The sequence below is a fragment of the Peribacillus aracenensis genome (assembly GCF_025175645.1).
Classification (GTDB): Bacteria; Bacillota; Bacilli; order Bacillales; family DSM-1321; genus Peribacillus; species Peribacillus aracenensis.
In genome coordinates, this window is record NZ_JANZMJ010000002.1 from 21,321 (window position 1) to 33,785 (window position 12,465).

Sequence of the window (12,465 nt, forward strand, 5' to 3'; positions counted from 1 at the left end):
TCTCCTTTTATTCTATAAAAAAGAGATGAGAGAGACAGATGACTAATGAAAATCAACGTTTCATCCCATTTATATATAAACTGATCATAGGGATCGCTCTATTCATAGGCATGTTCATTATTTCAATGGCATTTGGTGCTGCGGATGTTACCGTAAAAGATGTCTGGCAAGCACTGACATCGAATGCTGCTGGTGAAAAACTTTCAATCATTCGGGAAATCCGTTTCCCTCGTGAAGTGGGGGCAATCTTTGTGGGTGCAGCACTTGCCGTTTCCGGTGCCATCATGCAGGGAATGACTAGGAATCCACTTGCTGATCCGGGGTTGCTTGGATTGACGGCAGGAGCCAATGCAGGTCTCGCCATTACTTTGGCATTTATTCCAAATGCCAATAATTTAGGGATCATGATTGCGTGTTTTATAGGTTCCGCGGTGGGGGCAACCATGGTTTTCGGGATCGGTGCGATGAAAAAGGGAGGATTTTCTCCTTTACGGATCGTATTGGCTGGTGCTGCAGTCTCTGCATTCCTTTTTGCCGTTTCGCAAGGGGTCGGCCTTTATTTCAAAGTATCAAAAGATGTATCGATGTGGACTGCAGGCGGGAATATCGGAACATCATGGGGCCAGCTTCGTGTAATCGTCCCGTTCATTTTAATTGGCATCCTGATTTCCCTTTTCTTTTCCAGACAGCTCACCATACTAAGCTTAAGTGAAGAAGTGGCGGTAGGATTAGGCCAAAAGACCACACAAATAAAGGCGGTACTCTTCGTAGTCATCGTTCTCCTGGCAGGCGCTGCCGTTGCACTTGTTGGAAATATGGTATTCATCGGCTTAATGGTCCCCCATATGGTCCGGGCTTTCGTTGGTACGGATTATCGATTCATCCTGCCTATGTCAGCGATTTTAGGAGCCACTTTCATGCTACTTGCCGATACGATCGGCCGTACAATCAATTCTCCATATGAAACACCTGTGGTAGCGATTGTTGCGATGATAGGTTTACCTTTCTTCCTCCTAATCGTGCGCAAAGGAGGTAAAGCATTTTCATGATCCAGTCAGCTTTAGTCAAAAAACAGCGATGGATAGTAGGTGCACTATCCGCACTCATTATCATTACGATCATTATAGGAACGTGTTCGGGATATTCGAATCTTTCTTTAGGGCGACTGATTCCAACGCTTTTCGGGCAAGGGACATTTAAAGAGGAATTCATATTATTTTCCGTCCGATTACCACGAATCATCATTACCATTTTAGCAGGCATGGCCCTGGCACTGTCGGGAGCCATCCTTCAAGGAATCACACGTAATGATTTGGCCGATCCCGGAATCATCGGGATCAACTCTGGAGCTGGTGTTGCCATAGCCGCTTTCTTTCTGTTTTTCCCGCTTGACGCTGGATCATTTGTTTATATGGTTCCGCTTGTCGGTTTTATCGGCGCGTTATTGACGGCCTGTTTAATATATATCCTCTCATTTAAGAGAAGGAGCGGCCTTGAACCCGTTCGGTTAGTGTTGATCGGGGTTGGTTTTTCAATGGCGCTTTCAGGCCTGATGATTGTCCTCATTTCATCAGCGGAACGAGCCAAAGTCGATTTCATTGCAAAATGGTTGGCGGGAAATATATGGGGAACGGATTGGCCTTTCATTTGGGCAGTTCTTCCATGGTTAATCATTCTCATTCCATTCACTTTATATAAAGCAAATCGTTTGAATCTGCTTGGTTTAAGTGAACCGGTCGCAATTGGGGTCGGTGTATCGATTGAGAAGGAGCGGATCATATTGCTAATCACGGCTGTAGCATTGGCTGCGGCTGCCGTTGCTGTTACAGGCGGAATTGCATTCATTGGACTCATGTCCCCGCATATAGCAAAATCTTTGGTAGGACCTCGAAATCAATTATTCATTCCGGTTGCCATTTTAATCGGTGGATGGCTATTGTTGCTTGCCGATACAATAGGCCGTAATATAATTGAACCAGAGGGGATTCCTGCAGGTATCATGGTTGCATTGATCGGTGCTCCTTATTTCATGTATTTATTGTTGAAAAAATAAAATCTTGCAAAAATCCCCTGAAATTTTTCAGGGGATTTTATGTCTTTTCAGTGCTTCCGTTTTTTGTTTTAATCAGGATTATGTATATCTAATTATTTCATCAGGACTCAATCGTTTCGCTTCGAAATAAAACACTTGAATAAATTTTTTTGTATTTACCCGGGTAGGTGTAAGGACTATTGTTGAATCATTTTGCAGTTCTTTCATCTTTTGACGAACGACTGTGAAATCAAAAAATTTAGAAGCGTAATTTTCAAACTTCGGATTTGAAAAATCCGTTAAACCGAGCGAAGCAAAATGATTTAACGAATGGTTAATCGTTCTGCGTATTCGCTGTTCGGCAGCTTTTATTTCCCGGTTGATATCAACCTGCAAAGCTGATGTGCCGAGCTTTTTTTTGGTGATTTCTACAAAGATATCTTTAAGGGTCGGAAAATGCCTTCCAAAAGTAAAAGTCCGTTCATACATAAATAAATATTGCAGCATTTCGATTAAATCTTTTGCACCCTTTTCTCCAACGATCCCTAATTCCGATAAAAGGAACTCACCCACCTCTCTTATACTTTTTTCATTATAACGATTGGATTTATCAACTTTTGGTTGTTCAAAGTTAAATACACTGTTTAATGAGGCCTGGATATTTGTGATCGATCTTTCTAAATGAATGCGTTCCATGACTTTTCGGATGACTGTTAATATTTCAATACGATTGATTGGTTTAGTAATATAATAATCGATTCCAAGTGAGTATGCCTCACCAATCAGATCCTTTGATTCAACCTGCGAAATCATTATTATTTTCCCGTTAAATGTATTTTTTATATGACGAAGTGTCTCAATGCCATCCCGGATCGGCATTAATAAATCAATAAATAGTATATCGATTTGTTTTAAATTCAAAATATGTCCTTCTAATAGACTTCCATCCTCGGCTTCCTCCACCACTTCTCCTAAATCTTCGTTCTCAATAATTTGGCTCAAGTTTGAACGTATCGCACAATCATCATCTGTTATAAAAAAACGCATGGAATCATCCCTTCTGGATCAACTTATGAATGGGTAATTTTATTGAAAAAACGGCACCGTTAAAACTATTCTCAAACAGGATATCGCCTCCCAGTTCTTTTACGACTTCTTTAACATATGAGAGACCAATCCCTGTTGAAGGTGTCCCAAAATGATCATATTTTGAAGTGAATCCAGGTTTGAATATGACAGTCTGATATTTTTGAGGAATTCCAGGTCCGGTATCAGCAACCCTGAATTCTACATTGTCGCGACTTTCACTCAAACTTAAATGTACGATTCCCTTTTCTTTAATTGCTTCCACTGCATTAGCGACTAAATTATTGAAAAGGGATAACACGGTATATACATGATAATGTGAATCGTTTTTTCCATCTAATGAGTATTCAAATTGAATATCCTTTCCTAATGATAAGGCATATTTTTCATTAATTCGGATGATTAAATGAAAAAGTTCAGCAGCATTCATATAATCCCTAAAGCTCTCATTGGAAATCAATTTGGAGAGACCAGCAAAAATTCGTTGATTATCTTTCTTGACTTCATGCATTTCACCCGCGATGCGCAATGCTTTTTGACTATATGGCTCTATAGGAACATGAAAGTGCTTTTCCCGTTTTTCCAATGCTTTTAATTCTCGATACAAATCATACGATTTCTTTGTAATATTCTCTGCATTTTTTAATGTTTTTTTTAAGTGGATCGTTTCCTCGTATAAATTGGATATGAGCATCAGCATATGTTCATTTTGTTTTCTGATTTGCCGTTCCCTTGATTGTGCTTCATATAGTTTCATCATATTAAAAAAGCTTAAAACGATAAAACTGTGGGCGAATGCGATCATGATCATCTCGTTTAGTGAACCTAACGTAATTGTTGTTTCTAATACAATATATTGAAAGATTAATTCTATTGAGTCAGACAAAATTTCGATAATAAGACCAATAAATCCAATAATCAACGATCGGTTTTGAAAGCGATTGATTTTCACTAAATAAAAAAGAAAGGAGTAGGTGAAATAAAAAAAGAAACTTGGAAAATGGACTTGAAAAGAGGAAGACCAGGAAAAACTATCAAGCATGAAAAAATCTATTAGAATACGAAATACCACAACCGTTGTTCCTGTCAGGAAGCCTGAAAAAATGGCAGGTGTTTTCTGTAATAATAGTAAAAAGAAGAAAAGTACAGGCGGACCAAAGCTTACCCGAAACGTTTCATTTAAAGGGAAAAAATTCAATTCGCCTGCTAACGGCACTGTTAACAACATCAAAGCAAGGATATTGACCTCTTTTTTCATTAACGTACTGAGATTCAAGTCGTCACCACCCAATTTGTTTAAAAAATCAGTATACAGTTTCATCGGCTTCAATACAACGCTTACTTTGTTTCTGAATAGAACGGCTTATTACCGATTATGGCAAACCCAATCTTTTTTCTATATGTGAAATAAACACGTTTTTTTGTGGTTTTTTATTTTTTGATTTTGTAGGTTTTTGTATGATTATGTAGTTCCCAATTTAAAATGAACGGTAGATAGAAATATTTGAAAGCGCTTAATAATATTTAGAATATTCATTATGTCTTCATCGAATCTATTATAAGTAAGCTTGATGGCATTCGGAAAGACGCTCATATTGAAAAAAAATGATACAACAACTGAAGAGGTGGAAGAGTGTGATCGAAGAATTGTCAAAAGAGTATGACATTCATGTTAATAGTCAAAGAATAGCCGACTTAGATGAATGGGTAGCACATTACAGATCCTTTGCTACTGAAGGGCAAACCGCCAATTATATACCGGCATTGAGAAATGCACATTTACCGCAATTGGGCATTTGCATATTGGAGCCTGGTGGAACAATGATCAAGACAGGGGATTGGGAAGTCCCTTTCACGCTGCAAAGTATTTCAAAAGTGCTCAGCTTTATAGCCGCATGCTTGGGGTGCGGCATTTCTTATGTGCTAGAGAGGGTCGATGTGGAACCAACCGGGGATGCTTTCAATTCAATTATTCGTTTAGAAATGCATAAGCCGGGAAAGCCATTCAATCCTATGATAAATGCAGGGGCGATTACCATAGCATCGCTTCTCCCAGGGGATTCTTCACGAAAAAAATTGGAATTTCTCTATGCATTATTTGAAAATTTGTTAGGGAAGCGCCCAACCATCAATGAGGAAGTATATCAATCTGAGTGGCAAACTTCCCATAGAAATAGAGCTTTAGCCCACTATTTAAAAGAGACGAATTATTTAGAGTCGGATGTAGAGGAAGCTTTAGAGGTTTACCTCAAGCAATGTTCCATAGAAGTAACCACAGAAGACATAGCCTTGCTTGGACTGATTCTTGCACAAGATGGATACCATCCTATTCGTAAAGAACAAGTACTCCCTAAAAAAGTGGCTAAGCTGGCCAAAGCATTAATGCTCACTTGTGGTATGTACAATGCTTCGGGGAAATTTGCGGCTTTTGTTGGGGTGCCAGCCAAAAGTGGAGTATCTGGCGGGATTATGGCACTGGTTCCTCCAAGTGCCCGAAGCGGAATGCCTTTTCAAGATGGATGTGGCATTGGCATATATGGACCTGCTATTGATGAATATGGGAATAGTGTAACAGGTAGTATGTTATTGAAACAAATGGCACAGGAATGGGATCTAAGTATTTTCTAAAAGCAGGGAAATTTATTCTTATAAAAAGGTAATCTTTAACAAAAGGTTATGTAATGCACAATTACTTTAAGATTCAGTTGAATGTACTTGAGACGAATCATAAATCCAATTACTTTAAGGACCTTATTATAAAGGAATAATTTTGGAAAGCATGGTGATGAACATATGAATAATTTGCAGCGAAAGATGGGAACGTTTTCGTTAACGATGGTAGGACTCGGGTCTATTATTGGCTCAGGTTGGTTATTCGGAGCTTGGAGAGCGGCGCAAATCGCAGGACCCGCTGCCATTATCTCTTGGATTATCGGGATGGTCGTTATTTTATTTATCGCACTTTCTTACAGTGAATTAGGATCTATGTTTCCTGAAGCTGGGGGAATGGTAAAATACACGCAATACTCTCATGGTTCTTTTTTAGGGTTTCTTGCAGGTTGGGCAAACTGGATTGCAATCGTTTCCGTGATTCCAGTTGAAGCGATCGCTTCTGTTCAATATATGAGCTCATGGCCATGGGAATGGGCACGGTGGACACATGGATTGGTGGAAAACGGAAGTCTTACTGGGGGAGGCCTGGCAATTGCCTCTGCCTTACTGATCGTGTACTTTTTATTAAATTACTGGACAGTTAGTTTGTTTTCGAAAGCTAATTCATTTATTACGGTGTTTAAGGTTATTATACCTGGACTTACGATTGGGTCACTTTTATTTGCAGGGTTTCATGGATCCAATTTTACCTCTGCAGGAAGCATGGCTCCAAATGGTTGGGCAAGTGTACTTACAGCTGTAGCAACTTCTGGTATCATCTTTGCATTTAACGGTTTTCAAAGTCCAATTAATATGGCAGGTGAGGCAAAGAATCCTGGACGTTCGATCCCAATTGCCGTAATTGGATCCATTTTAATTGCAACGGTCATCTACGTTTTATTACAGGTTGCGTTTATAGGAGCCGTGGATCCGTCCATGATCGTGAACGGATGGCAACATTTGAATTTCAATTCACCGTTTGCTGACTTAGCAATTGTTTTAGGCATAAACTGGTTAGTTATTTTACTATATGTGGATGCATTTATTTCTCCATCCGGGACAGGAATAACATACACGGCAACAACGTCACGAATGCTTTATGGAATGGAAAAGAATAAATATTTGCCAAGCGTTTTTGGGAAATTGCATCCACTTTATGGAATCCCTCGTCAAGCCATGTTTTTGAATCTAGGGGTATCTTTCTTATTTTTATTCATGTTTAGAGGCTGGGGCGTTTTGGCAGAGGTTATTTCGGTTGCGACATTAGTTTCTTATATTACAGGTCCAGTCACAGTTATGACATTAAGGCGCACAGGTCAGAATTTGTACAGACCATTACGTCTAAAAGGATTAAGCATCATTGCACCACTTGGTTTTGTTTTCGCTTCCTTGGTTCTATATTGGGCAAGATGGCCGCTGACAGGACAAGTATTATTTATCATTATGATTGGTCTTCCCATTTATTTCTATTATCAATCAAAAATGAAATGGAAGGGATTCCGTCAAAACTTTTCGGCTGGGCTTTGGATGGTTGTTTACTTACTCTGTATGATGACCGTTTCATACTTAGGCAGTGAAAAGTTTGGAGGACTAAATATAATCCCATTTGGTTGGGATATGGTCATCATTACATGTTTAGCCTTAGGGTTTTATAGTTGGGCAATAAAGAGTGGATTCCAAACAGAATATTTGGAACAAGGACAAAAAGTAAATGAAGACTTGAGATCGATGGAGAACGACGTTGCATCTCAAACTGATAAAAAGAACGCTGTATAAATGATGAATCCACTTCATTGGTTAGCATGTTCCAATAAGCTATTACATTCGTAGAATGACATCGAAAGTGCTTCTTTCTATTTATATTGATGAGGATACTAAAAAGGGTGACGGCAAATTTAATTTGCCGTCACCCTTTTTGGAATGTAAGAAAAGGCTGTTATTCTTTTATTTCACACCTGGTTTATCTTCATATCCGGCAGTGAAGATAGCGGCTAAAAATGTAATAGCAACTCCAACGATAACAACTGTGCCCATATTATGACCTCCCTTTACCCATATTGTCCCACTTAAGTATAGGCTTAGTATACCCTAATTTTTAGCAGTAGTGCACACAAATTTTCTTGTCAGCATATTTATCATCAATTCTCAATGATTAAGCCTTTTTCGATACATGGAGAGTCAAGGGGGATTCGAAACATTGCCCGGCCACTTTTTAAAGTCTGACATGTTTGTCAGACTTGGAGCATAGATTTAAGTATTCTCTGAAAGTGACAGGGGGAGGTTCCTTAATGGATATTTTAAAGAAAATCGAAAAATTTAGAGAAGATGAACAGAAGCTGAAGTGGGAAGGCACCTTCGCAGAGTACTTAGAAATATTGAAAGAAACGCCTTTAGTTGCTCAATCTGCTCATTCACGTGTATACAACATGATCAGAGATGCAGGGATAGAGGAAGTAAATGGGACAAAGAAATACAATTTTTTCAGCGGTCAGTTGTTTGGACTAGAGGATTCACTGGAGAGGCTCATCGAGGAATATTTCCATCCAGCGGCAAAGCGGCTCGATGTCCGTAAGCGGATATTGCTTCTCATGGGTCCGGTATCAGGTGGGAAGTCCACACTCGTTTCTTTACTGAAGCGTGGACTTGAAAATTATTCATTAAAAGACTCTGGCGCGATTTATGCAATAAAAGGATGCCCGATGCATGAAGATCCACTGCATCTCATTCCGCAGTATTTACGGGATGATTTTTTTGAAGAATATGGGATCCGGATTGAAGGAAACCTATCGCCGCTGAATGTAATGAGGTTAGAACAGGAGTATGGAAGCAGGATTGAAGATGTGATGGTCGAGCGTATTTTCCTTTCAGAGGATAAGCGTGTTGGAATTGGAACATTCAGTCCTTCAGACCCTAAGTCACAGGATATTGCTGATTTGACGGGCAGCATCGATTTTTCGACCATTGCCGAATACGGATCGGAATCAGATCCGCGTGCCTATCGCTTTGATGGTGAGCTGAACAAGGCGAACCGCGGGATGATGGAGTTCCAGGAGATGCTGAAATGTGATGAGAAGTTCTTATGGCATTTGCTATCATTGACACAAGAGGGGAATTTTAAAGCTGGCCGTTTTGCATTGATTAGTGCAGATGAACTCATTGTGGCTCATACGAATGAAACGGAGTATAAAGCGTTCATTTCCAACAAGAAAAATGAAGCATTGCATTCCCGTATCATTGTCATGCCTATTCCATATAATCTTAAGGTTACCGAGGAAGAAAAGATTTATGAAAAAATGATCCGTGAAAGTGATGTCTCGGATGTTCATATAGCCCCGCATACATTAAGGGTGGCGGCAATCTTCAGCATCATGACCCGCCTGAAGGATCCCAAAAAGGGCGATATCGATTTAGTGAAAAAGATGAGGCTCTATGATGGGGAAAATGTCGAAGGATTTAATTCCGCAGACATCAATGAATTGAAAAAAGAATACCAGGATGAAGGCATGAGCGGAATCGATCCGCGTTACGTGATTAACCGAATTTCCTCTACGATCATTCGGAAGGAAAATCCGTCCATTAATGCATTGGATGTACTTATGTCATTAAAGGCAGGTCTTGACCAGCATCCGTCCATTACGAACGAACTTCGGGAGCGGTATTTGAATTTCATTTCACTGGCACGGAAAGAATACGATGCCATTGCAAAAAATGAAGTGCAAAAGGCATTTGTTTATTCGTACGAAGAGTCGGCGAAGATCCTCATGGATAACTATCTTGATAATGTCGAAGCATACTGCAATAAATCAAGGCTGCGCGATCCATTGACTGGGGAGGAAATCAACCCTGATGAAAAATTGATGCGCTCGATAGAAGAGCAAATTGGAATATCCGAGAATGCGAAAAAAGCATTCCGCGAAGAAATATTGATTCGCATTTCTGCATATGCGCGTAAAGGGAAGAGATTCGATTATAATTCCCATGATCGTTTACGGGAAGCGATCCAGAAAAAACTATTCGCGGATTTGAAGGATGTCGTTAAGATCACTACCTCAACTAAGACACCAGACGAAAGGCAACTGAAGAAAGTGAACGAGGTCATCACGAGACTTATCGATGAGCACGGATATAATTCCACTTCAGCCAATGATTTGCTGCGCTATGTGGGCAGCTTGTTAAATCGGTAATCCATAATTTTTTGCCCCTGCCCCATATCGGGCAGGGGTTTATCCCCTTTTGCGAAAGGCTAGAGGAAATCCAATCAATTCCTCTGAATTACATTAAAATCATCCACCTTTTGAAAGTGTTAAAGGGTGCCTTGACAAGGAATGAGAAATAATGAACCAAACAAAGCACCGGGCCCTACGGTATGAAGGGGAGCCCGGTGCTTTTGATTTCTATTTAGTTACATTCAAGCCATACTGCTCAATAAGTGTAATAAGTTGATTCGGTGATAGCTTGTCTTCGCTATGATCGATTTTAATTTCCCCATCATCAACATCGATGATTGCACGTTCCACACCTTCCGTTTTCAAAAGTATGGACTCCAGATTTAAAATCGGACCTTCTGACGTTGCTTCCTTTACATAAAGTGTAGTTGTTTGCATAATTCCTGCACCTCCTTAGATTTGCTCATGATGTTTTATCTATACCCGATATTTCCATAAGATATGTTACGTTTTGGATTTGGAAATATTGGGTATCAATAAGTAGGGGTGATGTTAAATGAGTAAAGAGGAATTGAAAAAAGAACATGTTCCGGAAAACAGCTCCATGGCCAAGGATTATGAAGAGATGAAAGAACTGGGGAAGCAGATGGAAAATCAAAGAACGAATGAAGAATTGAAAGAGTGGGATAAACGCCCAGGTACAGTTCAACATGAAATTGAGGAAGATAAAGATTGACGAATATCACAACCAGAATCATTCTATCTGTTTAAAAAGGTGTCCAGAAAAACTACTGGAGCACCTTTTTTGTTGTATTTCATTGCTTTTGATGCCCTTGGAAGTCTCTGTTTTGCAGATCAATTACGTGGCTAAGTTCAAAAAGATATTTTAAAATATCCTATATCCGACAAATAAAACCTGCTTTAAAAAAGAACAGACCTGATAATCATCAAGTCTGTTCTTTTTCTTGAAATACTTATTTTACAGTAATATTTAGAAAACAACCTTATAGGGCCCATAACGCCCTTGCCAAGACTTGTCTAGTTCGTAGGCAAACGTCCATTATTGAATTTTGTTGTAAATTATCCTGCATCGCTGCATAAGATAGAGTAATACTTTTCTTTTAATCCGTTTTTTCGCACTGTATTTTTCATTGGAAAACCGGAATGATGTGGGCATTCCCACACTAACTTATTATATGAAGGAATGATGAAAAGCGTGCAAACATTTTTAAGGGGGGAAGAGAATGTCGGAAGAGAGTAATCAACAGTATGTTATCTCACAGGAAAATTGGTCCCTCCATCGGAAAGGTTTTGATGATCAACAACGTCATCAGGAAAAGGTGCAGGAAGCAATCAAGAATAATTTGCCTGATCTAATTTCAGAAGAAAGCATCGTAATGTCCAATGGCCGGGATGTTATCAAGATTCCCATTCGCTCCTTGGATGAATACAAAATTCGTTATAACTATGATAAAAACAAACATGTAGGGCAAGGCGATGGAGACAGTAAAGTGGGGGATGTAGTCGCAAGGGATGGCTCACCGTCCGATGCAGGAGCCGGTAAGGGCCAAGGTGCGGGTGACAAGGCCGGTGAGGATTATTATGAAGCCGAAGTGTCGATGATGGAATTGGAGGAAGCCCTGTTCAGTCAATTGGAACTCCCTAATCTTCAGAGGAAAGAACATGCGGAGCACACGCTTGAACACATCGAATTCAACGATATCCGCAAGACAGGCCTAATGGGAAACATCGATAAAAAGAAAACGATGATATCGGCTTTCAAACGGAACGCCTTAACGGGGAACCCGGGTTTTCATCCTATTTATAAGGAAGACTTTAAATTCAAAACCTGGAATGAGATTCAGAAACCTGATTCCAAAGCAGTTGTACTGGCAATGATGGATACTTCTGGAAGTATGGGGTTATGGGAAAAATATATGGCTCGAAGCTTTTTCTTTTGGATGAACCGTTTCTTGCGGACAAAATATGAAACGGTGGAAATCGAGTTCATTGCCCATCATACAGAAGCGAAAGTGGTTCCGGAAGAGGATTTCTTTTCAAAAGGGGAAAGCGGCGGTACGATTTGTTCGTCCGTATACCGAAAAGCATTAGAACTTATTGATCATAAATATGACCCCATGAAGTTTAATATCTATCCGTTTCACTTTTCCGATGGTGATAACCTAACATCAGATAACGTCCGATGCGTTAAGCTTGTTGAAGAACTCATGAAGGTTTCCAATATGTTCGGGTATGGGGAAGTCAATCAATACAATCGTCATTCGACATTGATGACAGCTTATAAAAATATCGATAATGAAAAATTCAGGTACTATATTCTTAAGCAAAAGGCTGACGTTTTCCACGCAATGAAGAGCTTTTTTAAAGATGAGGAAAGTAAGAAGTATGCATAAAAAGGGAAACGTGGTAAGTGAAATTTTCAGATCAAAATAATTGTAGATTAAAAAGGCGTGCGATTCACATTGTACGTCTTTTTTCTAATCTTCCTTTTGGCAATGTCAGGGTGAT

Annotated in this window: 10 protein-coding genes; 7 read left to right on the forward strand and 3 right to left on the reverse strand. The window is 39.6% G+C overall.

Features of this window, described 5'->3' with window-relative positions:
* The first annotated feature begins 38 nt into the window (after nt 1-38).
* On the forward strand, nt 39-1,049 hold the full coding sequence (locus tag N0M92_RS02770) for a FecCD family ABC transporter permease (protein WP_260284361.1): 1,011 nt from the start codon (nt 39-41) through the stop codon (nt 1,047-1,049).
* Entirely contained in the window at nt 1,046-2,053 is a 1,008-nt protein-coding gene (locus N0M92_RS02775) for a FecCD family ABC transporter permease (RefSeq protein ID WP_260284362.1), read from the forward strand. Before N0M92_RS02770 ends, N0M92_RS02775 begins: the two co-directional genes overlap by 4 nt.
* Before the next feature lie 78 nt (nt 2,054-2,131).
* Here N0M92_RS02775 and N0M92_RS02780 read toward each other — a convergent pair whose 3' ends face one another.
* Nucleotides 2,132-3,079, reverse strand: a complete 948-nt coding sequence (locus tag N0M92_RS02780; protein ID WP_260284363.1) for a response regulator — start codon at nt 3,077-3,079, stop codon at nt 2,132-2,134.
* Nucleotides 3,080-3,083: 4 nt separating this feature from the next.
* A complete protein-coding gene (locus N0M92_RS02785) occupies nt 3,084-4,346 on the reverse strand; it encodes an ATP-binding protein (protein WP_260284584.1) in 1,263 nt (420 codons plus the stop codon).
* A 410-nt stretch (nt 4,347-4,756) separates the two neighbouring features.
* On the opposite strand from N0M92_RS02785, the gene N0M92_RS02790 reads away from it, so the two are divergent.
* The 3 genes from N0M92_RS02790 (at nt 4,757) to N0M92_RS02800 (ending at nt 9,954) form a co-directional block, all read left to right on the forward strand.
* On the forward strand, nt 4,757-5,746 hold the full coding sequence (locus tag N0M92_RS02790) for a glutaminase (protein ID WP_260284585.1): 990 nt from the start codon (nt 4,757-4,759) through the stop codon (nt 5,744-5,746).
* 165 nt (nt 5,747-5,911) lie between these two features.
* The gene (locus N0M92_RS02795; RefSeq protein ID WP_260284364.1) at nt 5,912-7,546 is read left to right on the forward strand and encodes an APC family permease; all 1,635 of its coding nucleotides are present in this window, start codon (nt 5,912-5,914) and stop codon (nt 7,544-7,546) included.
* Between the two features lie 512 nt (nt 7,547-8,058).
* Nucleotides 8,059-9,954 (forward strand): PrkA family serine protein kinase, encoded by a 1,896-nt coding sequence (locus N0M92_RS02800; RefSeq protein ID WP_034315159.1) that lies wholly within the window; start codon nt 8,059-8,061, stop codon nt 9,952-9,954.
* A 210-nt stretch (nt 9,955-10,164) separates the two neighbouring features.
* On the opposite strand, the gene N0M92_RS02805 is transcribed toward N0M92_RS02800, so the two are convergent.
* Nucleotides 10,165-10,374, reverse strand: a complete 210-nt coding sequence (locus N0M92_RS02805) for a hypothetical protein (RefSeq protein WP_063235974.1) — start codon at nt 10,372-10,374, stop codon at nt 10,165-10,167.
* A 118-nt stretch (nt 10,375-10,492) separates the two neighbouring features.
* Here N0M92_RS02805 and N0M92_RS02810 point away from each other — a divergent pair, with 118 nt between their 5' ends.
* Both N0M92_RS02810 and yhbH read left to right on the forward strand, forming a co-directional pair.
* Nucleotides 10,493-10,672: a hypothetical protein gene (locus N0M92_RS02810; RefSeq protein WP_063235975.1), complete on the forward strand. Its 180-nt coding sequence runs from the start codon at nt 10,493-10,495 to the stop codon at nt 10,670-10,672.
* Between the two features lie 508 nt (nt 10,673-11,180).
* Nucleotides 11,181-12,350 (forward strand): sporulation protein YhbH, encoded by a 1,170-nt coding sequence (yhbH, locus tag N0M92_RS02815; RefSeq protein WP_192203437.1) that lies wholly within the window; start codon nt 11,181-11,183, stop codon nt 12,348-12,350.
* The last annotated feature ends 115 nt before the right edge of the window (nt 12,351-12,465 follow it).